The 26,609-nt window shown below is 62.0% G+C and carries 24 protein-coding genes; 12 read left to right on the top strand and 12 right to left on the bottom strand.

Going from position 1 to position 26,609, the window contains the following annotated elements; genetic code table 11:
- Positions 1-133 precede the first annotated feature (133 nt).
- Positions 134-952 (bottom strand): L,D-transpeptidase, encoded by an 819-nt coding sequence (locus QWE_RS15765; RefSeq protein WP_006727151.1) that lies wholly within the window; start codon positions 950-952, stop codon positions 134-136.
- A 306-nt stretch (positions 953-1,258) separates the two neighbouring features.
- Here QWE_RS15765 and QWE_RS15760 point away from each other — a divergent pair, with 306 nt between their 5' ends.
- The gene (locus QWE_RS15760) at positions 1,259-3,481 is read left to right on the top strand and encodes a methyl-accepting chemotaxis protein (protein ID WP_006727150.1); all 2,223 of its coding nucleotides are present in this window, start codon (positions 1,259-1,261) and stop codon (positions 3,479-3,481) included.
- Positions 3,482-3,581: 100 nt separating this feature from the next.
- Here QWE_RS15760 and QWE_RS15755 read toward each other — a convergent pair whose 3' ends face one another.
- Together QWE_RS15755 and QWE_RS15750 are read right to left on the bottom strand one after the other, a co-directional pair.
- The gene (locus QWE_RS15755) at positions 3,582-4,229 is read right to left on the bottom strand and encodes a hypothetical protein (RefSeq protein WP_006727149.1); all 648 of its coding nucleotides are present in this window, start codon (positions 4,227-4,229) and stop codon (positions 3,582-3,584) included.
- Between the two features lie 134 nt (positions 4,230-4,363).
- Positions 4,364-5,968: an MDR family MFS transporter gene (locus QWE_RS15750; protein WP_006727148.1), complete on the bottom strand. Its 1,605-nt coding sequence runs from the start codon at positions 5,966-5,968 to the stop codon at positions 4,364-4,366.
- Positions 5,969-6,032: 64 nt separating this feature from the next.
- Between QWE_RS15750 and QWE_RS15745 the strand changes: the two genes are divergently transcribed.
- A complete protein-coding gene (locus QWE_RS15745; protein ID WP_006727147.1) occupies positions 6,033-6,641 on the top strand; it encodes a MarR family winged helix-turn-helix transcriptional regulator in 609 nt (202 codons plus the stop codon).
- A gap of 170 nt (positions 6,642-6,811) precedes the next feature.
- Here QWE_RS15745 and QWE_RS15740 read toward each other — a convergent pair whose 3' ends face one another.
- Positions 6,812-7,015, bottom strand: a complete 204-nt coding sequence (locus tag QWE_RS15740; RefSeq protein ID WP_006727146.1) for a hypothetical protein — start codon at positions 7,013-7,015, stop codon at positions 6,812-6,814.
- A 219-nt stretch (positions 7,016-7,234) separates the two neighbouring features.
- Here QWE_RS15740 and QWE_RS15735 point away from each other — a divergent pair, with 219 nt between their 5' ends.
- Together QWE_RS15735 and QWE_RS15730 are read left to right on the top strand one after the other, a co-directional pair.
- Positions 7,235-8,614 (top strand): TIGR03808 family TAT-translocated repetitive protein, encoded by a 1,380-nt coding sequence (locus QWE_RS15735; RefSeq protein WP_006727145.1) that lies wholly within the window; start codon positions 7,235-7,237, stop codon positions 8,612-8,614.
- 124 nt (positions 8,615-8,738) lie between these two features.
- Positions 8,739-10,577, top strand: coding sequence for a putative bifunctional diguanylate cyclase/phosphodiesterase (locus tag QWE_RS15730; protein ID WP_006727144.1), 1,839 nt, complete (start codon positions 8,739-8,741; stop codon positions 10,575-10,577).
- Between the two features lie 45 nt (positions 10,578-10,622).
- On the opposite strand, the gene QWE_RS15725 is transcribed toward QWE_RS15730, so the two are convergent.
- Complete coding sequence (locus QWE_RS15725; protein WP_006727143.1) at positions 10,623-11,180, bottom strand: DUF2087 domain-containing protein; 558 nt, start codon at positions 11,178-11,180, stop codon at positions 10,623-10,625.
- Positions 11,181-11,481: 301 nt separating this feature from the next.
- On the opposite strand from QWE_RS15725, the gene QWE_RS15720 reads away from it, so the two are divergent.
- The gene (locus QWE_RS15720; RefSeq protein ID WP_006727142.1) at positions 11,482-12,141 is read left to right on the top strand and encodes a glutathione S-transferase family protein; all 660 of its coding nucleotides are present in this window, start codon (positions 11,482-11,484) and stop codon (positions 12,139-12,141) included.
- A gap of 12 nt (positions 12,142-12,153) precedes the next feature.
- On the opposite strand, the gene QWE_RS15715 is transcribed toward QWE_RS15720, so the two are convergent.
- The 3 genes from QWE_RS15715 to QWE_RS15705 all read right to left on the bottom strand — a co-directional run bounded on the left by QWE_RS15715 (position 12,154) and on the right by QWE_RS15705 (position 15,905).
- On the bottom strand, positions 12,154-13,488 hold the full coding sequence (locus QWE_RS15715; RefSeq protein ID WP_157790719.1) for an oligosaccharide flippase family protein: 1,335 nt from the start codon (positions 13,486-13,488) through the stop codon (positions 12,154-12,156).
- Entirely contained in the window at positions 13,485-14,780 is a 1,296-nt protein-coding gene (locus tag QWE_RS15710; protein WP_006727140.1) for a GNAT family N-acetyltransferase, read from the bottom strand. Before QWE_RS15710 ends, QWE_RS15715 begins: the two co-directional genes overlap by 4 nt.
- Positions 14,781-14,897: 117 nt before the next feature.
- Positions 14,898-15,905 carry an asparaginase gene (locus QWE_RS15705; RefSeq protein WP_006727139.1) on the bottom strand — a complete coding sequence of 336 codons (1,008 nt, stop codon included), beginning with the start codon at positions 15,903-15,905 and terminating at the stop codon, positions 14,898-14,900.
- 72 nt (positions 15,906-15,977) lie between these two features.
- On the opposite strand from QWE_RS15705, the gene QWE_RS15700 reads away from it, so the two are divergent.
- From QWE_RS15700 to QWE_RS15675, 5 genes are all read left to right on the top strand, one after another.
- Positions 15,978-16,712, top strand: coding sequence for a DUF3750 domain-containing protein (locus QWE_RS15700; protein WP_006727138.1), 735 nt, complete (start codon positions 15,978-15,980; stop codon positions 16,710-16,712).
- Between the two features lie 567 nt (positions 16,713-17,279).
- Positions 17,280-17,780, top strand: a complete 501-nt coding sequence (locus QWE_RS15690; protein ID WP_157790718.1) for a hypothetical protein — start codon at positions 17,280-17,282, stop codon at positions 17,778-17,780.
- 247 nt (positions 17,781-18,027) lie between these two features.
- Positions 18,028-18,300, top strand: a complete 273-nt coding sequence (locus QWE_RS15685; RefSeq protein WP_006727135.1) for a hypothetical protein — start codon at positions 18,028-18,030, stop codon at positions 18,298-18,300.
- Positions 18,297-18,596 (top strand): type II toxin-antitoxin system RelE/ParE family toxin, encoded by a 300-nt coding sequence (locus QWE_RS15680; RefSeq protein WP_040300415.1) that lies wholly within the window; start codon positions 18,297-18,299, stop codon positions 18,594-18,596. The genes QWE_RS15685 and QWE_RS15680 overlap by 4 nt, the downstream gene beginning before the upstream one ends.
- 78 nt (positions 18,597-18,674) lie before the next feature.
- Positions 18,675-18,980 carry a hypothetical protein gene (locus tag QWE_RS15675; RefSeq protein ID WP_006727133.1) on the top strand — a complete coding sequence of 102 codons (306 nt, stop codon included), beginning with the start codon at positions 18,675-18,677 and terminating at the stop codon, positions 18,978-18,980.
- 11 nt (positions 18,981-18,991) lie between these two features.
- Here QWE_RS15675 and QWE_RS15670 read toward each other — a convergent pair whose 3' ends face one another.
- A complete protein-coding gene (locus QWE_RS15670; protein ID WP_006727132.1) occupies positions 18,992-19,687 on the bottom strand; it encodes an Ntn hydrolase family protein in 696 nt (231 codons plus the stop codon).
- 274 nt (positions 19,688-19,961) lie between these two features.
- Between QWE_RS15670 and QWE_RS15665 the strand changes: the two genes are divergently transcribed.
- Complete coding sequence (locus QWE_RS15665; RefSeq protein ID WP_006727131.1) at positions 19,962-20,987, top strand: hydroxyacid dehydrogenase; 1,026 nt, start codon at positions 19,962-19,964, stop codon at positions 20,985-20,987.
- 37 nt (positions 20,988-21,024) lie between these two features.
- Here the strand turns inward: QWE_RS15665 and QWE_RS15660 are convergent, their stop codons facing one another.
- Positions 21,025-22,026 carry an NAD(P)H-quinone oxidoreductase gene (locus QWE_RS15660; protein WP_006727130.1) on the bottom strand — a complete coding sequence of 334 codons (1,002 nt, stop codon included), beginning with the start codon at positions 22,024-22,026 and terminating at the stop codon, positions 21,025-21,027.
- Positions 22,027-22,250: 224 nt separating this feature from the next.
- Between QWE_RS15660 and QWE_RS15655 the strand changes: the two genes are divergently transcribed.
- On the top strand, positions 22,251-23,963 hold the full coding sequence (locus tag QWE_RS15655; protein ID WP_006727129.1) for a flagellin N-terminal helical domain-containing protein: 1,713 nt from the start codon (positions 22,251-22,253) through the stop codon (positions 23,961-23,963).
- 23 nt (positions 23,964-23,986) lie between these two features.
- Here QWE_RS15655 and QWE_RS15650 read toward each other — a convergent pair whose 3' ends face one another.
- Positions 23,987-24,457: a GNAT family N-acetyltransferase gene (locus QWE_RS15650; protein WP_006727128.1), complete on the bottom strand. Its 471-nt coding sequence runs from the start codon at positions 24,455-24,457 to the stop codon at positions 23,987-23,989.
- A gap of 77 nt (positions 24,458-24,534) precedes the next feature.
- Entirely contained in the window at positions 24,535-26,337 is a 1,803-nt protein-coding gene (locus QWE_RS15645; RefSeq protein ID WP_006727127.1) for a bifunctional diguanylate cyclase/phosphodiesterase, read from the bottom strand.
- Between the last annotated feature and the right edge of the window lie 272 nt (positions 26,338-26,609).

The raw sequence follows: 26,609 nt of genomic DNA, 5'->3' as shown, positions 1-26,609 counted from the left end.
GTTCTGCGGAGGAAGACGCTGGGAGGTGCGCTTTGTTCCGCGATGATGCGATGCAAACAGGAAAGCTTCAATGAAAGCAACGCGCGCCCCCTTTCACGTTTTGGAGAGAGGCAAACGCGGCGGTCAGGTGTCGCTAAATGACAACAATCGGCGTGTTGTCGGGCACCCGATCGAAGAGGTCGATGACATCCTGATTGAACATGCGCACGCAGCCCGAGGACGTCGCCTTGCCGACCGACTGCCAGTCGGGCGTGCCGTGGACACGGTAGAGCGTGTCCTTGCCGTCCTGGTAGATGTAGAGCGCACGCGCGCCGAGCGGGTTGTTGAGGCCGGCGACGAGGCCACCACGGGCTGCCGAAACGGGCCGGAGATTGGGATTGTTCTCGACCATAGTGTCGGTCGGCGTCCAGTGCGGCCATTTCGCCTTGCGCTGGATCACGCCGCGGCCCGACCAGGCATAGCCGTCACGACCAAGCCCGACGCCGTAGCGGATCGCCTTGCCGTTCGGCTGGACGAGATAGAGGTAATGCGCCCTGGTATCGACGACGATGGTGCCGGGGGCTTCCGTCGACTGGTAGCTCACCTCCTGGCGCAGCATGTCGGAGCGTACGCGATCGAGCGGGATGGCAGGCAGCGTGTGGCCATCATCGACCATCACGCCGTAGAGCGTGCGGTGCAGCGGGTTGGAGACCGGCAGGCCATAGGTCTGGTGGAATTGCGTCTGGTAGAGGCTGCGCTTTTGCGGTGCTGACTGATCGGCGGCCGGCGGCGTGCGGGCCGGATCGTACCAGACCGGGGCCACCTCGTCCTGAAAGACCTCGATGTTCATCCGGCTGGTATCGGTCATCAGGATGCAGCCCGAGAGCGAGCCGACAAGCGCCGTGCCGAGGCCGAGCGACAAGAGCCGCTTCGACAGGAGGGAGGCCGGGCCGGACGGGAGAGGCTTCAACATGCTGCACCGATTCACTGACATCGTTGGCCGCAACCTGTCAGCCGCGGCTGGCGCGAAGCTTATGGCTGCATGGACCGGCCGGCCGCGCCCGGCCTAACGCTCCCGGCCTGAGGCGTCGGTCATCCTCGGAAAAGCTCGAAAGAACCGTCACCGGCACCCATGAATTGCAACGGAACCCGCGATTCAGCTTAAAATGATTAAGTCAGTGCGAAATTTAGCGGTCTAACAATTAGTATTTCATCACTTTTTAAGGAGCGGCGATCAGGATCGCGTCATTACTCAACCCCTGGTCAAGGACTGACTCGCGTGCTCGACAACATGAAAATCGGAAACAAGATCTATCTGGGATTCGGATCCGTTCTGCTGGTGCTCAGCGTGATCGCCGGGGCCGGCATCTATTCGAACCTCACCAACGAGGCGTCGTTCGGTGAATATCGCGAGAGCGCCAAGGAGACGAACGAAGCGGGTCGCATCCAGGCCAACATGCTGGAAGCGCGCCTCGCCTTCCGCAAGTTTCGCGCCGAGCCAACCGAACAGTTGAAACAGGACGTAACGACACGTCTTGCGACCACGAAAGCCTCGATCGACACGATGCTAGGCTTCGGGCTTGATGATGCTGAAAGGGCGACGGTATCGGGTTTTCACCCCTTCGTCGACACCTATGCTCGAGGCTTCGACAAGGTGGTGGCGCTACAGACCCAGCGCGACGCAATCGTCAATGGAACGCTTGATACGCTCGGCCCGAAAATGGCCGAGGAACTGGAGGCGATCGGCAAGACCGTCGAAGCCTCTGGAAACCAACAGGCGGCCGCCTTGATCGAGCGCGTGAAGTATGAGGTGAGCAGCCTCCGGCTCGGAACGAACAAGTTCCTGCTGAACAACAGCGATGCCGCTTTCGAGGGCGCGACGCAGTTTGCCGTGAAGGCGCGCGACGAGGTTTCCAAGGTCACGGCTGCCAGCACCGACCCGACCGTGCTCACCACGCTGGAAACACTGACGAGCCAACTGAACACCTACGAGGCCGGCCTTCAGTCGGTGCATAACGTAATCAAGAGCCGAAACCAGGTGATCAACGAGACGATGAACGTCGCCGGGGAAGCGCTCTCCGACTCCGTGGAGCAGCTCAAGCTCGACTTGAAGAAGGAGCAGGACACGCTGGGGCCGAGTATCCAGTCGACGATGAAAACTGCCGTCGTGATCGGCAGCACGCTCGCTGGCGTCGGCCTCGTCATGGCCGGTCTCATCGCCTTCTTCATCGCACGTAGCATCACGCAGCCGATCGGCCAGATTACCGGCGCGATGGGTGCGCTTGCCGATAACAAGCTCGACACCGTCATCCCTGGCCTTACCCACAAAAGCGAGATCGGGATGATGGCCAAGGCCGTCGACGTCTTCAAGCAGAACGCCATCAAGATCCGCGATCTCGCGGCTCAGGAAGCAGCACTGCAGGAGAAGAATGCCGACCTGCAGTCGAACATCGCGACCGTGGTCGATGCTGCCGTCGCCGGCGACTTCACCCGCCGCATTACCAAGCGCTACGACAATCCGGACCTCGACCGCTTCGCCGCCAACGTCAACACGCTGGTCGAATCCGTCGATGCCGGCATCGCCGAAACCGGACGCGTCATCTCGGCGCTGGCGAAGGGCGACCTGACCGAGAGCATGGAAGGACAGTATCAGGGGGTCTTTGCGAGCCTGCAGACGAATGTGAACGAGACCATGGGCAGCCTGCGCAACCTGATGCAGCAGGTTCGCCAGTCGGCCGATGCGATCAATGGTGGCGCCGACGAAATCCGTCAGGCCTCGGACGACCTGTCGCGGCGCACGGAAAACCAGGCCGCCTCGCTGGAGGAGACCTCTTCGGCGCTTGAGGAAATCACGGTCGCCGTGAAGACTTCGACCGCGCGGGCGCAGGAATCGAGCAAGATGGTGACGGAAGCCCGGCAGTTCGCCGAAGCGTCGTCCGGCGTCGTGGGCGAAGCGACGTCGGCGATGAGCCGGATCGAGCAGGCTTCGAAGGAAATCTCGCAGATCATCAACGTGATCGACGAGATCGCCTTCCAGACCAACCTGCTCGCTCTCAACGCAGGCGTCGAAGCGGCACGGGCCGGCGAAGCTGGCAAGGGTTTTGCCGTCGTCGCCCAGGAAGTCCGCGAACTCGCACAACGGTCTGCGACCGCTGCCAAGGACATCAAGACGCTGATCACCAAGTCGTCGCAGGAGGTGCAGACCGGGGTGAACCTTGTCAGCTCCACCGGCCAGGCCCTGAGCGACATCCAGACCAAGGTCATCGGCATTGCAAGCCAGGTCACCTCGATCGCGACGGCCGCCCAGGAACAATCGCTCGGGCTGACCGAGGTCAACACGGCCGTCAACCAGATGGACCAGATGACCCAGCAGAACGCCGCGATGGTGGAAGAGGCTGCGGCCAGCACCGCCAAACTGGCGGAAGAGACCGCGCATCTTCGCGCGCTCGTCGCCCGCTTCAAGGTTCAGAGGGAAGCCAGCGCGCAGCGCTACGCGGCCTGAGGTTTGCGAAGATCAATACCCCTGGCCGCGCCTCGGCCGGGGGTTTCCTGTGGCAAGGCTGACGCGAGCGCGCGAGATACGGCGCATCGCACGCTCGTCATCAAGCCGAGGCGATGTCCAGCAATTCGCTGATCTGGTCCGTCTGCGCGTGTTCCGCGCTAACACTCGGGCCAGTGTCTGACTTGTTCAATAGCTCAAGGACCTGATCGATGAAGCTGTCAGTGCCAGGTGAGATATTGTAAGCCGCCAGTATGGAACCGATATTCTCCGAGGTCAGCTCTCCCTCGAAGTAACCTTCGGCTCGGCAAAGAGTTATCTCGGTTATGAAATCGAATGCTTGCTTAACAGACGCTTCATCGGCTGCTGCCGGCGGAAAGCCGTCGTCATCCAGCACTACGGGATGATCACCTAGGATGAGAAGGTTGTAGCCGGTCAACTGCTTGAACAACTGCGCATCAGAATCAGATGGCAATATCCAGCCCTCGGTTCCGATGAGCCTGAAGCTTTCGCCATTCAGTTCTGTGATTATTGCTCGCGCGGCGAAGCTCTTATCGGACCAGCTTTCACCCTGTATGTTGTAATCATAGCTGCCGGCTTCATTTTCAGTGATACGGGCATTGATCGCGGGATCTTTGCGCAGATTTTCGAGCATCTGCTCCAGATCTGGTCTCCCTTCTGACGCTGCGGTGCTGGCCGGCTTGGTGGTGGCCGAGTAGGACGATGCACCGTAAGCGGATTGTATCTGCATACCTGAAACCTCGAAGGCTGAAAATTGCGCGAATTATGCTGATGCACGCAGCATATGGTTGCAGACTTGCGTGAGGCGTTTGGTGGTTGTCTTCAGATCTCCTGAGCCAGATTATTGCAGTTGGCCCTCAAACCTCACTCCGCCACGACCGCCTCCGGCAACTTGCCCTCGCCTTCGCGTGGCAGGCGGATGTTGGGCAACAGCAGCGCTGCGATCAGGCCGATCACCATCATGCCGGAGGCGGTCAGGAAGAGCGGCACGAAGGCGTCGGAATAGGCGTTGGCGACGAGGGTTTGGGCGGCCTGCGGCAGGGCAGCGAGACCTTCGGGTGTGAGGTTGCGGAATTCGACGCCGCCGGGCAGTGCGATCTGGACATGGGTCAGGCCTGAACTGACGATCGCGCCGTAGATGGAGATGGCGATCGCAGCACCGCCCATGCGCGTCAGCGTGACCGTTCCGGTGGCGGCGCCGACATCGGCTTTGGAGGCGGCATTCTGGACGCCGATGACCGGCACCTGCTGGCCGATGCCGACGCCGAAGCCCTGGAGCAGCATGACCAGCGCGATGAAGATCAGGGGCGTTCCGGCATGCAGGACGGAGAAGATGCCGAGGCTGATGACGCCGAGGGCTGCAGAGGCAATCGAGAAGGGCTTGTAGCGGCCGGTGCGGGCGATCAGGCGGCCGGCGGCGATCGAGCCGATGGCGATCCCGCCTGTTGTCGCGACGAAGAGCAGACCGGCCATGGAGGGCGAGAGGCCGGTTGTGGTCTGCAGATAGAGGGCGATATAGTTGACCGAACCGATGCCGATGGCGCCTGAGACAAGGGAGATTATCAGCAGCAGGTTGATGGTCGGCTTGGAGAAGAGCGTGAGCGGGACGACGGGTTCCGGTGCGCGGCGCTCGACGAGGATCCAGCCGATCGCGCAGAGGGCACCGAAGGCGACGACGGCGAGGCTTTCCCACGCGATCAGCGAGCCGAAGATCTGGCCACTATCGGCCCAGAAGACGATCGAGGCGACGGCGCCCGCGAGCAGGATGGCGCCGGCATAGTCGATCTTCGGTTTGCGGTTCGGCTTGCGATAGGGGAGCAGGAAGGCAAGGCCGATGAGGACAGCGATGCCGATCGGCAGGTTGACGAGGAAGATCGAGCGCCAGCCGAAGAGATCCGACAGCGTGCCGCCGAGTACGGGACCGAGGGCGCCCGAGGCCATCAGCACGAGGCTCGAATAGCTCTGGTAGCGGGCGCGTTCGCGCGGCTCGAAGAGATCGGCATTGATCGAGAAGATCGAGACCATGATGCCGCCGCCGCCCAATGCCTGCAGGACGCGAGCGGCAATCAGGGTGTCCATGGAGACGGCAAGGCCGCAGACCAGCGAACCGATTGTGAAGATGGCGATTGCTGCCATGATCACGTATTTGCGGCCGAAGAGATCACCCAACTTGCCATAGAGCGGCATGACGGCGCTGGTCGTCAGCAGATAGGCGGAACCGACCCAGCCGAAGCGTTCCAGTTCGCCGAACTCGCCGACAATGGTGGGCAGTGCCGTCGAGACGATCTGGTTGTCGAGGGTCGCCATGAACATGGCGGACATCAGCAGGAGATAGACGAAGAGGCGGAGCCTGGGATCGGTGACCAGCGGCGTATTGTCTGCGGTTTGCGGGACGGTGGCGCTCGTCGTCGGGTGCGGTTCGAAACGGGGTTCGGGCCCGGAGGGGGCGGCAGTGGTGGCTCTGGTCATGGATCGGGGGCTCCTGTCTGGCCACAAAATGTGCCCCTCGCATTTATATGTCAATAGCACATATTTGCTGAAGGCATTCATTTTGCTTTTCGCACCGTCCGACCTTTGCTATGCTGGAACCATGATGTCTGCTTCACACTCCCATCCCGCTGGCGATGAGCCGGTGACCGAAACTCAGGATGCTCTCCCCGTTTGCGGAGACTCGTCTCTCGCGACCATCGGGCATGCCATGACGCGCATGCGGCTGTTGATCGGCCGCCGCTTCATCGGGCGCATGGCGCTGAAACGCATCGGGACGGGGCTGGAACTGTCTGACCTCGATGCCATCGGCGTCATCAAGCGGATCGGCAGCCAGCAGGAGGTGACGGTCGGTACGATCGCCGAACAGCTAAGGATCGATCCTTCGCGGGGCAGCCGGATCGTGGCGGATCTCGTCAAACAGGGATTGCTGGAGCGCGCGGCCTCGCAAGAGGACGGACGGCGCAGCCTTGTCAGGGTGACGGCGGCAGGGCGCAAGGTGCTCGATGAGATCGAGGCCATCAAGCGCGAGACGATTACCGAGGCGACCGCCGGTTGGTCAAACGAGGATGTGGAGGCGTTCGGGCGGCTCTATGCCCGCTTCACCGAGGGCCTGGAGGCTCAGTTCAAGCGCTTCGAGCAGGGCGAAGGCTGACAGAGACGGCACCGCACGGGCCGGAAGCGGATTGCTGAAACGCAAAACGACCCGACCGGCATTCCCTCCCCCGAGAAAATGCCGGCCGGTCGTCATGGGACTGGTTGTTCACCACCCTCCCCGCTCCGCCAGGACAGGAAGGGCTTGCGTCCCATGCCGAAGGGTGTGGCTCAGACCGGCTTCGGTCCTTGCAAGGCGTTGTAGATCTTTTTCGCCAGAACGGCCGAAACCGGGATCGAAAGCACGAGACCGGCTGCGAAAGCCGCCGCGATCTGCCAGCCTTCGCGCATCTCGAGCGACAGGACCGCGATCACCGCCGCACCGCCGACGGCGCTGGCGACGAGGATATAGAGAACTGCAGCGAGGCGAAGCATGATCGTTTTCCTTCGTGTTCATGTCTTTCTGGTGTGAGAATAGGATCAGGCCGGCAAGTTTCCTTGATCTGGCTCAAGTCTTTGCCTGAAATTGCTTAGACCAAAGGCGAAGCGCTTCACGCGCGCCGTTAACACTGTTTTAAGCCTGTTCTTGCCGGGACTGCCGGCTTCCTCCAAGGTTCTTGCCCTGACAGCTACAGCCGGAAACGGAACGGACACATGCCTTCTCGACGCTCGGTCATGATCGGCCTTGGCGGGCTCTTTGCGACAGCGGCCCTGCCCGGCAGCCTGCGCCTTGCCTCTGCCCAGACGCTTGCCATGGCGGAACTGCGCGGTGGGTTCGACGCGGCCGAAGCCGGCATCCTGCCGGGCGCCGAAGACGACCAGAGCGCCAAGCTGCAGGATCTCATCGACCGGGCGGCTGTCATGGGCCAGCCGGTCTTCCTTGCGGCCGGAACCTATGAGGTTGCCAATCTCGAATTGCGCGACGGCAGCCGGATCGTCGGCGTACCGGGGCTGACGCGGCTTGTCTATCGTGGTGACGGGCATCTGATCGCCGCCCAGGACATCCGCCGCCTCAGCCTCTCCGGTCTCACCTTCGACGGCGCCAATCGCTGGCTTGCCGATTACACCGAGGGGCTCCTGTCCTTCCGCAGTGTCGACGACGTGACGATCGAGGCTTGCGAGATCACCGGCAGCCGCAAATGCGGGATCTATCTGGCACGCTGCGGCGGCCGGATCGATACGACACGGATCTCGGGCGCTGCTGAAGCCGGCATCTGGGCGATCGAGGGCAAGGCGTTTTCGATCCGCAACAACCAGATCTTCGACTGCGGCAATGGCGGCATTCTCGTGCATCGCTGGACGAAGGGCGAAGACGCCACCATCATCACCGGCAACCGCGTGGCACGGATCGGCGCGACCAATGGCGGCACCGGGCAATATGGCAACGGGATCAACATCTTCCGCGCCGACAATGTGCTGGTGTCGCAGAACCATGTCTCGGACTGCGCCTTCTCGGCGATCCGGGCCAATTCCGCCTCCAACATCACGATCAGCGGCAACCAGGGCTTCCGCTCCGGCGAGACTGCCATTTATGCCGAATTCGAGTTCGAGGGCGCGGTGATCACAGGCAACATCATCGATGGCGCGGCGATCGGCATATCGGTCGCCAATTTCGACCATGGAGGCCGCCTGTCGACCGTCAGCAACAACATTGTCAGGCGGATCGTCAACAAGGGCCCCTATGTGCCGACGATCAGCAGCTTCGGCTTCGGCATCTCGGTGGAGGCCGACACGCTGGTGAGTGGCAATCTCGTCGAAGGGGCGGAGACGGCGGCGCTTGCGATCGGCTGGGGTCCCTATCTGCGCAACGTCATCGTCAGCGACAACATCCTGCGTGACAGCCCGGAAGGCATGCGGGTGAGCGTGGTCGAGGGTGCGGGCAAGACGGTCATCCGCGGCAATATCGTCGGAGGTGCCGAAAAGGGAGCAATCCGCGGATATCGCTGGAAGGAGCGCGTCGGCGACGAGCTTCTGGACGGCGAAACCGGCTATGGGCATCTGATCGTCACCGACAATACGCGCGCGGCTGCGTGATCCGGCGAAGAGCGAGCCTCAGCGTTAACGCTTGGGAAACCAACACCCGTATTTTCGGTTAGTCGTAATCTCTGTTTAAGGCCCGGCTGATCTAATCGCTGACGACCCTAATGCAGCGAAACCCATGTTCCTGAAACTGCAGAACACCATCCTCGAAATGATCGCCATGGGACATCCTCTGGCGGAGACGGTCGATAGACTCTGCCGCGAGGTGGAAGCGAGCAGCAATGATCTCGTCTGCTCGGTGTTGCTGCTCGACGACGAGCAGCGGCTGAGGCATCTCGCCGGTCCGTCACTGCCGCTCGAATACACCTCCGCCATCGATGGAACCGCGATCGGACCCGGCGTGGGCTCATGCGGGACCGCAGCATATTTCGGCGAGCCCGTTCTCGTCGAGGATATCGACACGCATCCCTATTGGCAGGCCTTCAAGAGCCTGGCCCTGCCCAATGGCCTGAGAGCCTGTTGGTCCACGCCGATCATCGGTGCCGGGAAGGTGCTCGGCACCTTTGCCTTCTACTACCGTGTCGCGCGCGGCCCATCGGATGCGGAGAAGGCGGCTGTCGAAGCCTGTGTGCATCTCTGCGCTATCGCCATCGAGCGCGACCAGCGGATTGCCGAGCGACGGAAGCTTGCCGAAACCGACAACCTGACCGGCCTGCCGAACCGCAGCCGCTTCAACGAGACGATCGAGGATGTGGCGCGCCGGGGCCAGGACTGGGCACTGATGCTGATCGACCTCGACAATCTGAAGATGGTCAACGATACCTTCGGCCACAGCGCCGGCGACGACCTGATCCGCATCGTTGCGCATCGCCTGAAGGATCGCGCGCCCGCGGAGATGACCTTCCGGCTCGGCGGCGACGAATTTGCCGTGATCGTGCCCTGCCTGGAGGCGACGGACCCGACCGAACTTGCCGAAGCGCTGATCCAGCGGATCAAGGAGCCGGCCGACTGTGCCGGGCATCTGATCTATCCTGCCGCGACACTCGGCGGCGCAAAGGCCGGCATCGAGCGCAGCCCGCAGCAGGTGCGCCAGAATGCCGACTACGCTCTTTATCACGCCAAGGAACGGGCACGCGGGCGCTATCTCGAATATGCCCCCGGTCTCGGCACCTCGATCGTCAAGCGCTTCCGTGCCGTGCAGGAGGTGGATCGGGCGCTGCGCGATGACCGCATCGACGCCCATTACCAGCCGATCATCGAACTCGCCACCGGGCGGATCATGGGATTTGAGTCGCTCTGCCGGATGAGGATGGCCGATGGCAGCCTGGTTGCCGCCGCTCATTTCCAGGAGGCGATGAAGGATGCGCATGTGGCAATCGAGATCACCGAGCGCATGCTGGAGCGCATTTCGGCGGCATGCATCGAATGGCAGCGAGAAGGTCTGCAATTCTCGCGTGTCGGCCTCAATCTGTCCGCCGCCGATTTCCACCGTGGTCGGCTGACGCAGCGGATCGTCGATGCCGTGAGCCGCGTCGGCCTGCCGGCTAGCGTGGTCGTCGCCGAGGTGACCGAATCCGTCTATCTCGCCCAGAAAGACAATGTGATTGCCGAAGAGATCCGGGCCATGCGCGAGGCCGGCATCAAGGTGGCGCTCGACGATTTCGGCACCGGCTTTGCCTCGCTCACCCATCTGCTGACAGTGCCGGTCGACGTCATCAAGATCGACAAGTGCTTCGTTCGTCGCCTGGCCGACGCCGGCAGCGGATCGGTGATCACGAAAGGGCTGCTCGACATCGCACGCGGGCTCGGAATCTGGGTGATTGCCGAGGGCATCGAAGAAGAGAGCCAGGCCGAGCATCTGCTGTCTCTCGATTGCAAGGCCGGCCAGGGCTATTATTTCTCGCGTCCCATGGATCGCGACAGCGTGCGGGAAATGCTCGAGGTCAGCCAGTTCCACCCGGAGTGGACACGCATTCTGCTCGATCGAGAACGGCAGCTTGTGCCGCGCGCCGGCTGAGGGACGGAGGGCGAAGGCCGCCCGTCCCTGCAACCTCGCTCCCCGTCAGTTCCGTGACGATTGACGGTTGCCGACCCAGCGGATCAATTCGCGCGCCTCCGGTGGCGGACGTTTCTCGACCCGACGATAGAGGCGGCAATCGCGGGTGCGGGACAAAAGCCCCATATTCACCAGTTCCCGGCGGATCAGCACGTGATCGCCGAAACCGTTGTGGCGCATCAGTACCTCGTTGACCGCTTTTTCCGGCATCTCCTGACCGGCCGGCAGGAAGGACCAGAGCACCCAGAGCGCGAGCTGCTGCTGGTTGAGCTTGCCCGGCCAGCGGACGAGACTATCGGTCCCGGCAAAGCAGCGGGCGGTGAGTTCGACGCGGCGGAAATCGACCGCGGGCTCGGCCTCGACGACGGGCGGATTGGCCAGGCGATCCTCTGCCGCCCGGCTCGCCTTGAAATGCTGGTAGTTTCGGTAGCCGACGGCACGCGTCAGCATGTTCAGGAGCTCGACATGGCCGGGCAGGTCCACCCGGGCTTCCAGTTCGCGCTTGAGGTTTTTCGCCAGCGCCGACAGATCGGGCGCAGCAAAGGCATGGGTCGTCCTCGACATCTCTGTTCTCCTGGTCGTGCCCGGTCGTTGAAAAGACCACAAGGCCGGTGGTCACCGACTTCCGACGGGGCACGGAAAAACGAGCCTGTGTCGACAAGAGAAAGGCAGGTTTAGCTCCCCTTTTCGGGGCGGTGACGCCTGGGTGAACTGCGGACCCTGGAGCCACAGGAATACGCGCGGTTGCGCCGTCGTGTCAATGTGAGGAGCGATCAGCAAAATTCATCGATCCCATCAGTCCGAACGGCTTTTCCATAGCCCATCGGCGCGATAGCCTCCGGCCCACCAATCAAGGGAGACCGGCATGCTGAAGATCTATGGCGTCTACAAGTCGCGGGCGACGCGCATTCTCTGGCTGATGGAGGAGCTCGGCGCGCCCTTCGAACTGGTGCCGGTCATTCAGGCCTACAAGCTCAAGGATCCGATGGCGGCGGATGCCCGGCTCAATACGCGGTCGCCGGCGTTTCTCACCGTCAACCCGATGGGCAGCATTCCGACGATCGAGGACGACGGCCTCGTGCTGAACGAGTCGCTGGCGCAGACCATCCATGTAGCGAAGACGATCGGCGGGCCGATCGCGCCCAAGGATGCCGCCGAAGACGCGCTGACATTGCAATGGACCCTTTTTGCAGCAACCGCGATCGAGACCGAGGCGCTGAAGATCTCGCATGCGAACAACGAGGGCCGGCTTTCGACCGAGGCCGGCCGCGCCGAGGCCGAAGCAGTCGCGCAGATCCTCGCTCGGCCGTTCGGGGTTCTGGAGAAGCATTTCTCCGCCCATGACTATGCGGTCGGCGACCGCTTCACCGTGGCCGACATCAATCTCGGCGAGGTCGTGCGCTACGCCCAGGCCTATCAGCCGCTGTTCGACGCCCATCCGAAGACGGCGGAATGGCTCGCCCGCATCCAGTCCCGTCCGGGCTTCAAGGCGATGTGGGAGAAGCGGCTGGCAGAGGTGGAGTGACCACCTCCGGCCCTATCCGTTGGCACGCGCAAACAGCCGAACCAGCACCCAATAGCCGGTGTGGCGGTGGACCAGCCCCGTGACCACCACCAGCCGGACGATCTGCACGAGGACCATGGCGGCAGCGGCACCTGTTATGCCCCAGAGGGGCACGAGGACGAACATCGCCGCGACGCAGACGGCAACCGAGAGCGACACGATGGCAAGGCTCAGGCGGTAGCGGCCCTGGACCACGAGGAGCTCGGCCGCCTGGCCGGTTGCGGCGCGGATGACATAGGCAAGGCCCAGCAAGACGAGGCAGGGATAGGCGGTGACGAAGGCTTCTCCGAAGAGGTGCAGCAGCGGATAGCCGGCGGCGAGCGTCAGCGCGACCGAGGGAATGGTGAGCCAGAAGGTGGCATTGGTCGAGCGGGTGATGCGCGCCTGCAGCCCTGCCCTGTCGGCTGAGGCGAGCGACAGCGAGAAGCCACGCGCGGCGACCAGCATGAAGCCATATTGCACGAAGGCAGCGAGCGACAGGGAGCGCTGGGCGGCGAAATAGAGGGAGGCCTGATCCGGGCTTACCAGAAAGCCGAGGATCAGCACGTCGATCCAGACGAAGAGTTCTTCCGCCGTCATCGCCGGCATCATCAGCACCGAAGCGAGTAGCCAGAATCGACGGCGCTCCGGTGTCGTTGCGGTGGGCGTGGTCTTTCTGGGCAGGCGGGCGCGCAGCAGCAGGGCCTGGACGATGAGAACGACGATCGAAGCGAGCACGACAATAGCAAGCACGGTCACGGCATCGAGCGGCAGGCCTGCAAGCCTCACCAGACCGACGCCGATCATCACCATCACCGGCCGCAGGATGAAACCCGGCACGGTCGATAGCGCATACCAGCCGAAACCGCGGGCAATGCCTGTCACATAGGTTTCGAGCGACAGGACGGGGAAGCCGAGGGCAAGCACGCCGATCGGCAGCAGGAAGGCCGGCTCGACAAGGCCCGGAAGGACAAGCAGGAAGGCAATGGCGAGAGCAGCCAACACGCCGGAGCCGAGGATGACGGCGCGGAAGCCGGTCGCGAGGTAGCCCGTCAGGTGGGCGTGTTTTTCGCGCCGGCCATAGCGGGGAATGAAGCGGGCGGCGGAATCGTAGAAGCCGAGCACACCGATCTGTCCGACGACGCTGACCCAAGTCCAGAGAATGACATAGACGCCGTAATCCTCGAGCGCCATCAGCCGGGCGAGCAGGATCTGCAGACCAAGCCCGACAAAGGCGGCAGCGATGCGGACGGAGATGCTGACAAGCGCCCCGCGCAGGCCGGGGTCACGCACCGCCTGCTGCAATCTGGCGACTGACCGCGCGATCATGGCATGCAGCACAGGACGAGGCCCATGCTGCCGCCATGGCGACCAAGCAAGCGCTGGACCGGACCGACCGCCGACAGCAGGCGGGCCCGGATTTGCGCGCCGAAGCGATGGTAGATGGAGCGCATATGCGGGCGAAGGCCTGCCATCCAGTGATGGCAATAGAGCCGGCCGAGGCTGGTCAGCGGAACATAGGAGGCGGTCAGCGGCTCGGTGGCGTTGGTCCAGCTCGACTTGTAGGCGGAAGGGTCATTGAGAAAATCGAAGCGGCGGATCCCGGTTTCGATCGCCCAGCGCTGGGCGCTTTCCATCTGCACCTTGCCCGGAGAATATTTCTGATAGGCGAGATCGATGGCGCCTAGGAAGCAGTAATAGTCATCGCGGAAGCGCATGCCGATTTCCATGGCGATCGGGCTGCCGTCGAGCGTCAGGGCATGCAGGTAGACGCCGTCGTCGCCCTCGTTCGCACTGGTGCCGAGATCGCGGAGGAAGGCGACAAAGCGTGGGTCAAACACGTCGCGGCCGAGCCGGCCGGTGTCTCTGAGCCAGGCCTGTTTCAGGGCGATGCAGCGCTCGATGTTGTCTGCGTATCCGCGACTTCCCGCCGGATAGACGCGATAATCGAGGGCGCCCAGTTTTTCCAACCGGTTGCGGCGGCTGTTGCGCTGCAGGCGTTGTTTCTTCGGCAAGGCACGGTGATGGCTTTCCCAGTCGGTGATAGCAGAGAGATCGAGGATCGAGGATTGCTGCCCGCCCTCGGGGCTCACGCCTTGGCCTTCCAGAATATCTGCGAGTAGCGCGGATTGCGGCACATGATCGAGGCAGATGGCATCGAGCCCCCGATCCCTGCGGATTTCCTCGAGCACCGCCCGGCCGGCTGTCCGATCAAAACGGGCGGGATCGTAAAGCAGCGTCGAATACTGGTTCATCGGCGCCGTCAGCGGAACGAGAAGCGTGATTGCCGGGCTGATGCGACGGGTCATCAGCGGCCAGATCATCACGCAGTCGGCGCCATCCCACAGCACATAGACCCGGGCGCGCGCCTCCATCTTTTCCGGCGCGAGGTAGAGCCGGGACCAGGACAGGCACCAGTCGAAGCTCTGAAAATAGCCGAAAGCTTCTGGACTGCGGCCTTCCAGGCCCTGCCAGACATCCTTCAATGCTTCGAGTTCATCGAGGGTTTCGCGGCATTCGAGGTCCAGACTGCGGCCATGAAATTCCACCGGAACGGTCCAGCTGCGGCCAGCCCTGGTCATGGCGGCGGCGCGGTCTCGCCCTTTGATCGAAACAGTCATGACACTCGGCCTCGTCGTTTGCCCACGATGGGTCGTGGCGGCACTCTAGACCGACAAGGGTTAAACCTCCCTTGAGGCAGGTGGCCGCTGCGTGGCTGACCGGCAAACGTCGAAGGCTCAGGCGAACAGCACGTCCGTCGTCCTGATTGTGCCGACCGACAGGCCATTCCAGTTCGTCATGCCGTGATGGGCAAGCTTCATCAGGGCGGCCCGCTCCTCGCTATCCGCATCGAAATGGCGGGCAAGCAGGGCTGCGATCATCGCCTCTGCGGCGCGGGTTGCGCCATCCTCGGCCTTCACGGCGAAGGAGAGGCCCTTATCCGGCAGAAGCGCGCAGAAGACGCCTTCGGCGCCGGTCTTGGCGAAGATCCTGCCCGGTGCGACCTGCATCAGCTTGGTGCAGAAGCGTTTCGTGCCGGCGACGTAGAAGGGTTCTGCCATGCAGGCATTGATCAGGCGGCGGGCGGCGGCGGCGCGCAAGGGCTCCAGCCCCTTGCCGGTGACCAGCTTGCCGAAGCCGCGGGCAAGGCCCGTGAGCGGCACGGCGTAGGTGGGGATCGAGCAGCCATCGGTGCCGCAATTGTCTCTCGAGAGCACGGCGCCGGTCAGATCCGTCATGATGGCGCGGATCGCCTCCTGTAGCGGGTGGTCGAAGCCGGCATAGCCGCGCGGGTCATCGCCGGTGTGGCAGCAGGTGCAGACAAAGCCGGAATGTTTGCCCGAGCAATTGTTGTGGAGGGCGGTCGGCTTCTCCAGTGTGCGGACCTGATCGATCAGCACGGACTGGTGTGAGGACCAGTGGGCGCCGCATTCGAGCACGCTTGCGTCCCGGCCCGCGGCCTTCAGCATGAAGGCTGCGGTCGCCACATGCTCCGGCTCGCCGGAATGGGAGGCACAGGCGAGTGCCAGTTCGCGATTGCCGAAGCCGTAAGCATCCGCCGCACCGCTTTCGACGAGCGGCAGGGCCTGCATGGCCTTGCAGGCAGAACGGGGGAAAACACCGGAATCGACATCGCCGGCGGAGAAGACGATGGCGCCCTCGGCATCGATCACGACGGCCATGCCGCGATGGCGGCTCTCGACGAGTTGACCGCGCGTGACCTCGACCGTAACAGGATTTTCCATGACGTGCCTCAAAATGCCAATATTCTCTGATGGTTCTTAAAGCATGCATCGTCCTGCTGTTCGAGGTCCGCGTTGAAATTTCTGCTGCGCATCGTCTCCGTCATCCTGCTTGTCTTCGTGCTGCCGACGCTGGTTTCGGCCGGGCTCTGGGCGACGCGCGACCATCCGGAAGGCTGGAGTTCGGCACGATGGAGCTCGTCCGGGCTGCTGCCGACGGCCGAAGAGAGCCCGGAGGCGGCGATCTATGTCTTCTCGGCGATGACCGGCGGCCTGAAGGGGGCGATCGCCAGCCATGCCTGGATCGTCACCAAGGACGAAAACGGCGACTATCAGCGCTATGACAAGGTGGGCTGGGGCTCGCCGATCCGCCGCAACCACCGGGCGCCGGATGCCTATTGGTATTCCAATCCGCCGCGGCTCGTCGCCGAAGTGAAGGGCGAAGAGGCCAAACGGCTGATCCCGATGGTGGAGGCGGCGATTGCCGGCTATGCCTATGGCCAGCCGGGCGGCTACCGGATCTATCCGGGACCGAACTCCAACACTTTCGTCGCGCATGTGCTGCGCGAAGTGCCGGAACTGGGGGCTGTTCTGCCATCCGATGCGGTCGGCCGCGACTATCTGCCGGGCGGTGCCTTCTACTATCTCGATAAGGACGGGCGGGACCTGCATTTGAGCCTCGGTGGCTTTGCCGGGCTATCGGTCGGGGCGCGCAGCGGGCTGGAGGTGAATTTCCTCGGCCTCGTGGCTGGCATCGATGTCGCCCGACCGGGCATCAAGGTTCCGGGCTTCGGCACTGTGGGACTTTGAGTTCACTGGCGGTTGACTTGCCAAGCTAACGCATACGGATATGCTGGCTAGACAATAGCTCGCCGAGGTTGGCACGATGCCCAGAACCTTACATCGCGTAATAGAATGGGCACCCACGATTATAGGCATCGCGGCCCTGCAAATCGCATACGTTCAGTTGTCGTCGGCTAACATGTCCTTAAATGCCGCGAATACCATCTCGATATCGCGAGAGAGCAGAGAGATCACCGAGGAAATATTTGCCGCAGCGGACGATTTCGTACTTTTGAATAACGCGTACGACCGCTATGGCGACTTCATCGCGCATGCTGGGTACCTTGCAAACCAAGGGCAGCTACCTGAAAGATACTGGGCCTACCTTCAGAATGATTTCTGTAGACTATACGAAGATAAAAAATTTCAGATCTGGTACGCTAGAAATATAAACGCTGATCATCTAGTTTTTCTTTATCCTAAGTTCAGCCGACTGAAAGACCACGAGAAATGCAAAGCAATAGAATCCTGACAGCGTCATTGCTGGTTTTATTCGCCAGCATCTCAGTCGCTCAGGTCGGGTCCCGATTTGAAATGAAGTATCGCGACTCCTTTTCCGACATAAAAATTGCCAAAGACAACATCAATCGCTTACGGACAGATTTGAATCAAGCATCCGCGGGCGACCTATCGAAAAGTAAGGAAGAAATCGAAAGGCTTATAAACAGCGACTTAACGCTTCAATTTCAGGCGGTTGAGTTTGCCATGTCAAAGGATTTTGGGGCAACAGAAATCGAATTTTCGTCACTTAGCCCAGAGCAGCTGCAAGAACTCAAATCTACCATCAATGCAACCCTGCCTGGAGCAAGCGCAAAACTGGAGAGCTCCGCAACCGGTGAAGAGTTTTCTCTATTCATCACATTGTCAATGAAAGACATATACGCAAAGGGCAACCAGCTTCTTGAACTGATTAACGGCGGTTCGGCGAGCGACATACAGATTGCGAAGTCCGAGCTATCAATCGCGCTAGCCAGATTTGATATTTTAACTGCCTATCTGATAATCGGTGTAGAGAGCAGTTCGCGAGACCTTTAGCCCACAAATCAAAAGAGCCACCCGCGAGGGTGGCTCCCATGAGTTTTAGTCCTTTGTCTGGACCCGGACGGGGATACCGCCCGAAGGAAGGCTGGGTCAGGCCGAGGGCTGCCCCGTCAAAACCGCACCCTTTCCAAAGTCACACACGCAGACCGAAATCTCATTAGACATTGGATCACCTTCCTTTCGTTACGTTGCCGATAGAGATAAGGTAGGTGCGTCGAGTGGATCCGGCAAGGCACGAAATATGACGAAGCTCGAAATTATGTTACCAGATGTGGTGACCGTCGCCATCGAGACGCTTTCACGCCAGACAGGCCAGTCGCGCGAAGACATCGTCGCGCGCGCAGTCGAGGCCTATATCGACGGTCGCAATCGCTGGCAGGCGGACATGGATCGCGCCTTGGGCGATGTCGACCGAGACCTCGGACATGACGGAAACGAGGTGCTGAACTGGATGGAGAGTTGGGGTGACGAAGCGGTTCTGCCGCCTCCCCCGTCGTTCGTCGAGCGCTCATGAAGCTCCGGTTCACGCGCGATGCGGTTCGAGACCTTGAAGACCTAAGAGACTGGCTGCGGCCACGCTCTCCGTCTGGGCACAAACATGTTGTGACCGCCATTCGAACGACGCTGCGTCGGGTCCAAGAGCAGCCGCAGAGCGGACGGCTGACAGAGCGTCCGGATATTCGCGAAGCGGTCGAGCCCCGCTTCGGCTTCATTCTCCCCTACACCGTTCGCGGTGACATTCTCTGGGTGCTGAGGGTCTACAACGCCCGACGGCATCCGATGATCTGGACCGATGACGACGCGATATGATCTGCCGGATGGCAAGCATTGCTGTTGACCGCCCCCTCTCCGGCGGCGACACTCCTGAGCGTAATGGGAGGACATATCATGGACGAATCCATCCGCTGGCGAAACATGCGCACGGCGCCGCGCGACGGTAGCCGCATTCTCGTGACCATCCGCGCATCCGAACAGGGGCCGGGTGCCGTCGATCTCGTCTACTGGTCGAAGGGCGACCGGTTCGGAGCCGAGGGCTGGCGGTCGTCCGATTCGACGCCAGGACTGATCATCGCCTATGCGGAGCCGGAGTTGAAATGCTGGATGCCGCTGCCTGGGGCAAATCTGGATGCCATGGTCCGCCCGCCCGCCTGGGAGGGCGAGGACGAAACGGAGCTCGATGGCTCCGGCATCTGAGCCTCAGCGGCTCAGTCGAATATCTTGGCGATGGCGGCCTGTTCGGCCTTTTCCCAGCGAGCCACGACTTCTCCGACCTTGTCGATCTCCTCGTCGGTCAGGTGATGGGCGCCGTCCTTGGTGATGCGGCACAGGCTGAACGGCTTGCCGACGCTGGCGGAGGTGAGGTCGAGGGACTTCAACACGCGCAAGACCGCGGCACAGCCGACATCGACTGAGCGCTTGCCGATGCGGAAATGCGAGAGCAGCGAGCCTGCCTGCTGGGCCATGGCCGCCCCGCTGCCGATCGCATGGAATCCGATATCGGCATAGTGTCCGATCATGCCCGAGGGGGTGATCTCGATGATCCACGGCTCGCCGTCACGCCATCCAGCGGCCATGACATAGGCCGAGGGCGTGCCACTGCCTTCCTCGCCGGGCACGTCGGGGATGAAGGTCTCGTAGTGATGGCGAAGGATCGGTAGGACCTGGTTTTGCATGGCACGGCCGATGTCCGGCGCCTCGAGGATCGCCGCACTGTTTTCATTGAAGCTGCGCTGCACGTCTGTCAGCACCGAGCGGGCACCGCTGCCACCCCAGGCGGCGTCGCTGCCGAGGGGATGAAGCTTCTGGGCCGGATAGGTCATGCCGCGCCCCTTGTCGGTAATCTGGGAATCCGATCCCATGACCACGCCATCTTCACATACGGTGGCAAGCACGACAGTCATTGAGCAGTCCTTTCAATTTCAGCATCTCCGGCACCCGACCAACGACCTCTCAGCGGTCGTAACCGATCGGCGCCTCGACGTTCAGACAAAGCGCGGGAACATATCATCCGCATCCAATAGACGCCTTCGGCCCTCAAGCCGTTCCATCAAGGCCCCGCTTTTCGCCTTCCGCAGCACAGACGTGGCCGGGCATGACCTGCACAGACGGCCTTGCCCAGAGAGGGGCGTTTCGCGCTAAGCTCCGATCAGCCAAAGATTCTCGAGGGAGGAAACAGTGAACCGCGATATCATCCTGGTCGATCCATTGCCGAGGACACTCGATCTGATCATGGAGCCGTCCGTTCGGGCGCGGCTCGAGGCGCTGGGCGAGGTGATCGTGTCAGAGGATCGCGCGATGCCAGCCGAAGAGGTCGAGCGGTATCTTCCCGACACTGTCCTGATCTTCGGCCAGACGGACATGCCGAGAGAACGTCTGGACAGGGCGCCGAGGCTGAAGGCGATCATCAACGTGGAATCGAATTTCCTAGCGAATATCGACTATCAGGCCTGTGTCGAGCGCGGGATCTGGGTGATTACGCCAGCCTCGGCTTTCGCTTCGCCGGTGGCGGAAGCCGCACTTGCGATGGCACTCGATCTTGCTCGCGGCATCACGGCAGCGGATCGGGATTTTCGGCTTGGCGTCGAGCGCTATGGGCTGGAGGGCAATGCCGAGACGTTCCGCTTCGCCGGCGCCCCTGTGGGGATCATCGGCTTCGGCGATCTCGGCCATGCGTTTCGCGAGCTCATTCGCCCGTTCAAGAACCGGGTTCGCGTTTTCGACCCGTGGCTTCCGAAGGAGATCATCGAGGGCCAGGATTGCGAGCCGGCGACGCTGGAAGAGGTCTTACGCGAAAGCCAGGTGGTCCTCGTATTTGCGAGCGTCACCAGCGAGAACGAGGGCTTCATCGGCAAACGCGAGTTCGCGATGATGAAGCCGGGTGCCGCCTTCCTGCTGATGAGCAGGGCTGCCGTCGTTGATTTCCCGGCGATGATCGAGGCGGCGCAATCCGGCCATATCAAGGTGGCAACGGACGTCTTTCCAGAGGAGCCTGTCGCGGCAGACGATCCCGTGCGCCAGGCCTCTGGTATCCTGCTGTCCGCCCACAGGACCGGCGGCACGCGCGACGCCTTCTATGCGTTGGGCTCAATGGCCGTTGCCGATGCCGAACTGATCATGAAGGGCCTGCCGCCCCGCCTCTGCCGCCGCGCCGATCCGGCAACGGCGAGCCGGCTGCGGTCGAAGCCGGTGACGGTGTCGTAAGGGCTGGGCGGGCCGCCTTTCTTGAAGGTGGCCCCGCTCACCCCAGCTTCAGCACGATCTTGCCGATATGTTCGGAGCTTTCCATCAGCCGGTGCGCCTCGATGACATCCTCGAAGGGCAGGACCGTATGGATGACGGGGGCCACTTCGCCGCGCTCCAGGCGGGGCCAGACCTCGGTCATCAGGTCGTCGCGGATGGCGCGTTTTTCTTCCGGGCTGCGCGGGCGCATGGTCGAGCCGGTGACGGTGAGGCGCTTGACCATGATCGGCGCCAGATTGGCCTTTTCGACCGTGGCGCCACCGAGGAAGGCGATGATCGAGAGACAGCCGTCCTTGGCGAGGACCTGCAGGTTGCGGTCGAAATAGGCGGCACCGATCATGTCGAGAACGACATCGACGCCCCTGCCTTGCGTCTCTTCCTTGACGATCTCGACGAAATCCTCGGCCTTGTAGTTGATGGCTCTCACGGCCCCCAGATCCATGCAGGCGGCGCATTTTTCAGCCGAGCCGGCGGTGGTGTAGACGGTGGCGCCGAAGGCTTTCGCGAGCTGAATGGCGGTCGTGCCGATGCCGGAGGAGCCGCCATGGATGAGCACCGTCTCGCCTTCGGTCAGGCCCGCCATCTGGAAGAGATTGGCCCAGACGGTGAAGAAGGTTTCCGGCAATGCTGCCGCCTTCACGGCATCATAGCCCTTCGGAAACGGCATGGCCTGACTTGCCGGCACGGCGCAGTATTCGGCGTAACCGCCGCCATTCGCCAGCGCGCAGATCCGGTCACCGATCTGGAAATCTGTGACACCGATGCCGAGGCCGACGATCTCGCCTGCGATCTCCAGACCGAGAATGGGGCTTGCATCCTTCGGCGGCGGATAGGCGCCCTGGCGCTGGGCGACATCCGGCCGGTTGACACCCGCCGCCTCGACCCTCACCAGCACTTCGCCGGGCCGCGGGCTCGGCAGCGGCCCCTCGACGAGGTGCATGACCTCCGGACCCCCATGGGTGGGCAGGTCGACATGGCGCATGGTGGCGGGAAGAGACATGGGGGAAACTCCTTTGGACAGGACGGACACCTTATACGGGGTGATGTCCGGACAAATGCGGTAAATCGCCTCGGAAGGACATCTGATCATTTTTGGTTGCAATGCTCAAAGCATGAAACCTCACAGTCGAAAATTCAGATCTCGTTAACCATGGCCGCGCTTAAACAGGCATCACTATTCGGCACATGACGTGCCAGCATCTTCCTTCCCCGAGAGTCTTTTTCATGACCAGTATTCACACGAATCTGGGCGCGATTGCCGCGCTCCAGACGCTGCGGAGCGTTGCCAGCGATCTGACCGATCATCAGCAGAAGGCCGCATCCGGCCTGCGGATTGCCGTTGCCGCCGACAATGCAGCCTATTGGTCGATTTCCACAACGATGCGCTCGGACAATCTGGCGATCTCGGCCGTATCCGATGCGCTTGGTCTGGGGGCAGCCAAGATCGACACGGCCTATGCCGGGACGGCTGCCATCGTCGACATTCTCGGAGAATTCAAGGCGAGACTGGTCGCGGCCAAGGAGCAAGGCGTCGACCGGGCGAAAGTCCAGGAAGAATTGACGCAACTGAACGCGCAGGCCGAATCCATCGTCGAATCGGCAAGTTTCAGCGGTGAAAACCTGCTGAAAACGAAGTCCACCTTGCCGCTGCTCGAAGAGGGGCCGATGACGACGAGCGTGGTCTCCTCCTTCGTCCGCGACGCGAACAGCAATGTTCAGGTCAAGACGATGGCGATCGATCTGAAGCAATCCAGCATGCTCAATGTCGGCGGCGGTGGCGGGATCCTGCAAAAGCAGATCCACAGCGTCGGCGACATCGGCGGCTTCCGCGGCACGGGTGTAAATTCCGTCGCGCATCAGGGACATGAGAGTTACAGGTTCACGGGCGGCGTGGAGCTGGCGGCGACTGATTCCATCACCTTCACCCTTACCGTGGACGCCGGCGACTATTCGCCCGGCACAGCCTATGTTCTGACAATAGACAAGGCAGCGATCGATACGGCGCTCGGGACGACCGATGGCAAGATCGCCACCGCGCCGCAGCTTCGTACGGTGCTGGAGAGCATATTTGTCGCGAATGGCGTGCCTGCCACCGCCATGGAGCGGATGTTCACCTCTCTCAGTTCGACGACAGAATTCGAAATCGGATCTCTCGAGACATCTGGTCATGTCGGGTCGAGCATTGCCATCTCGAATGTGATCTCGAACCTCAGCGGCTCCTACCCTGCCGGTTTCGCCCTGGGGATTGAGAATGCGCCGACTGACAAGCATGACAACATGTATCCCAAGGCATCCATCTCCTTCTCTACGGCGTTCACGGTATCGCCGCTGGCGGAAGTCTATTTCGACGTCCAGGTCGGCCCCGGGGCGATGACGACCTATACGATCAACCGGGCGGTCGTCGATGCGGCACTCGGCACGGTCGACGGCTATATCGGCAGTGCTGCGGATCTGGCGGCCGTCATCAGCCAGGCCTCGAGCGGCAGCAATCTGATGGCGGTTGCGACAGGCAACTCGATCATCTTCTCCGCCGACCAGACCGTCTATCCCGAGGCCGGCAATCGCGCCGCGCGTGTCTATGTCGGGAACGTCCAGTCCAACCCGCCCTATGCCCCGGATTTCGATCTGGCTGAGGTGGACATCACCCAGAACATCAGAACCATCGACCAGTATCTGCGGGGCGTCGACCACATGGAGAAGATGGCGATCAGCAGCGCCAGCCGCCTGGGTTCCTTGCAGACACGCATCGAGTTGCAGGCGGAGTTTGCCGAGAAGCTTTCCGACAGCATCGACAGCGGTGTCGGCCGACTGGTGGATGCCGACATGAACGAGGTCTCGACACGCCTGAAGGCGCTGCAGACCCAGCAGCAGATCGCGGTGCAGTCCCTGTCCATCGCAAACAGCAACAGCGAAAGCCTGATGCAGTTGTTCCGCTAAGGCAAGGCGGCGGAGCGCGCCGGCTAAAGGTCGATCTGCATGAAGGTGGCGATCGGGGTCTGGCGGTAATTGCCGAAGGGGCCACGATCGCGGAAGCCCACGCTTTCGTAGAGCCGGCGCGCCGCGACATTGCGGATGCCGACCTCGAGCAGCACGGAGCGGAGGCCGCGTTCCCGCGCCGCTTGCAGGAGACCGAGGAGGAGTTTGCGACCGACGCCCTGCCCGGCATGATCAGGATCGACGATCATGCGTTTCAGCTCGACGGTGCCGTCCGACAGGTCCATTAGGGCGGCGCAGCCGAGCGCGCATCTCGAAGCATCGCGGGCGACGAAGAGCGTGACGCTGGGAAGCGCAAGGCTGGCGGCCGTCAACGACTGGCGGAAGGCACCGGGATAAAGGCGAGCGGCGACCGCGTCGGACAGATCCAGGAGCCGCTGGATGTCGGGTTGGTCGGCTGGCTCGACGGCGATCAAAAGCATCTGTCCCTCGGTCACCTGAACGCTTCCTGTTCCCACTGGCGCATCATGATCGATGGGATTGCAGGTTCAAGCGGCGAGGATGGCGACGTTGCTCATTCCCTGCCGGATTGGCCGATCACCACGCCCTCGGCACTTTCCTTTGCGAGCTTCTTCAACTCCGCGATCTCGCCGCTGATGCGGTTGACGTCGTCGATGACGAGGCCAGCGGGGAGTTCCAGGACGCCGATCGAGCAGCGCATCAGGGGGAAATCGCGTTCCAGGCCCTGGCGGTCGAGGCCTCTGATGTGGCCGGTCTGGCGATCGGCATCGGAGTAGAGGTCGATGACGTCGTCATGGAAATCCGACAGCAGACGATCGAGGATTTCGGTCAGTTCCTCGCGGGTCCAGTCGGTGACGCCGATGAAGAAATCGTCGCCGCCGACATGGCCGAGGAAATCGCCTTCCGAGAAGAAGTAGCGGCGCAGAAGGGCTGCGAACAGCGAGATCGCGTGGTCGCCCTGGTGGAAGCCGTAATGGTCGTTGAACGGCTTGAAATGATCGAAATCGCAGTAGCAGAAGAAGCGCGGGCCATCGCCATCCAGTGCCGCAGTCCGCATGAAATCGCGGATGGCGCGATTGCCGGGCAAGCCGGTCAGCGGGTTCTGGTCCTGGGCAGTCTTCAGCTGCTTTTCGCTCATGATGCGGATCAGCGAGGCTGCCGAGACGACGCCGGCATAACGCATGTTTTCCGTCAGGATGACGCAGTCTGAACCTTCCATATTGGCAAACATGGTCATCAGCCGCTCGGCATCGGCATCGAGCCCGACGATCGGCGCGCGATCGACGAAATGGGAAATGGCGCGCTCGTAGATCTTGTTTTTCAGGAGATCACGGCCGAAGGGCTGGTAGATGAACTCCTTCAGATGCCGCTCGTTGATGATGCCGCGCGGCTCGCCATTGGCATTCAGCACCGGAAAGAAGGACTGGCCCGGGTTGCGCCGGAAGAGATCGAAGACGTGATCGATATTCTCGTGCTCGTAGACGCTGGGAAGCGTCTCGATCTGCTTGCGGATCAGGATCTCGTCGAGCGACTGCGTCGTGCGGCGAGCCTTGCCGACATCCTGGAGATGGGGAAAGGCGCTCTTCAGCTCCGAGACGATGGTGCTGGGACGCGCGATATACCAGCCCTGGACGAGGTCGACGCCGAATTCGCGACAGGCGAGGAACTCCCCTTCCGTCTCGATGCCTTCGGCAATGACGCGCACGCCGAGCACATGGCAGAAGTTGACGATGTTCTTGACGAGATGGCGCTTGCGCGGATTGTGGTCGAGGCCGGCGATGAAATGGCGGTCGATCTTCACATAGTCGACGGGATAGTCGCAGAGCAGCTTCATTTCGCCATGGCCGACGCCAAAGTCATCGATGGCGAGCTTGAAGCCGGAGCGGCGCAGACGCTCGACGAGGCCGGCAAATTCCGGCACGCGGGTGTTGTCGAAGCGCTCGGAGAGTTCGAAGCAGACGGAAGACGGCGGGACATGCGCCTTGCGCAACTGGTCGAGCAAGGTGTCGACGAGCGCATTGCCGTCGGGGATCAGGCGGACGTCGAGATTGAGAAAGAGGGTGGCGCCGGCGCAATCCGGCAGGGTCGCGAATTTGGCAAGCGCGCGGCTCGCGACCATCTGTTCAAGGGCCAGAAGCTGGCCGGTCGAGGCCGCCTGATCGAGCAAGTCGAGCGGGCTTTCAAAGCCGATGCGGTCATGGCCGCGCATCAGGCTCTCATGGCCGAAGACGGCACCGGTGCCGACCTCGACGATCGGCTGGAAGGCGTTTTCGACGACGAGCTTGGCCAGTGTGACGAGCTGGTCACTGGCAAAACGCCTGAGCGCGCCCAAATCTTCCGCGACCCCCGCACCCATACGCGATACTCCAGTATGCATTTGTTTTTATGGGCGGAAATGTGGCTGAACAATCGTCAATAAAAGCTTTCCGTAGTGTGACAGTGGGATGAAAGTTTCACGCGACACCAATTGCTCAAACGGGGCGTGGGCCTGCCCGCATGATCACCGAAAGACCAGGGAACTCAGGTGATCTGGCGTAGTGGCCAGGGTCGCCAAATGGCGGGGTCGCAGTGCTCCCAGACACTTTAGCTGTCATGCTTTACCGTTAACGGTCGAGCTCAATTGCGAGG

The organism is Agrobacterium albertimagni AOL15 (genome assembly GCF_000300855.1).
Taxonomy (GTDB): domain Bacteria; phylum Pseudomonadota; class Alphaproteobacteria; order Rhizobiales; family Rhizobiaceae; genus Allorhizobium; species Allorhizobium albertimagni.
Note: the sequence above shows the minus strand (reverse complement) of the source record. Positions and strands in the feature narration are given on the sequence as shown.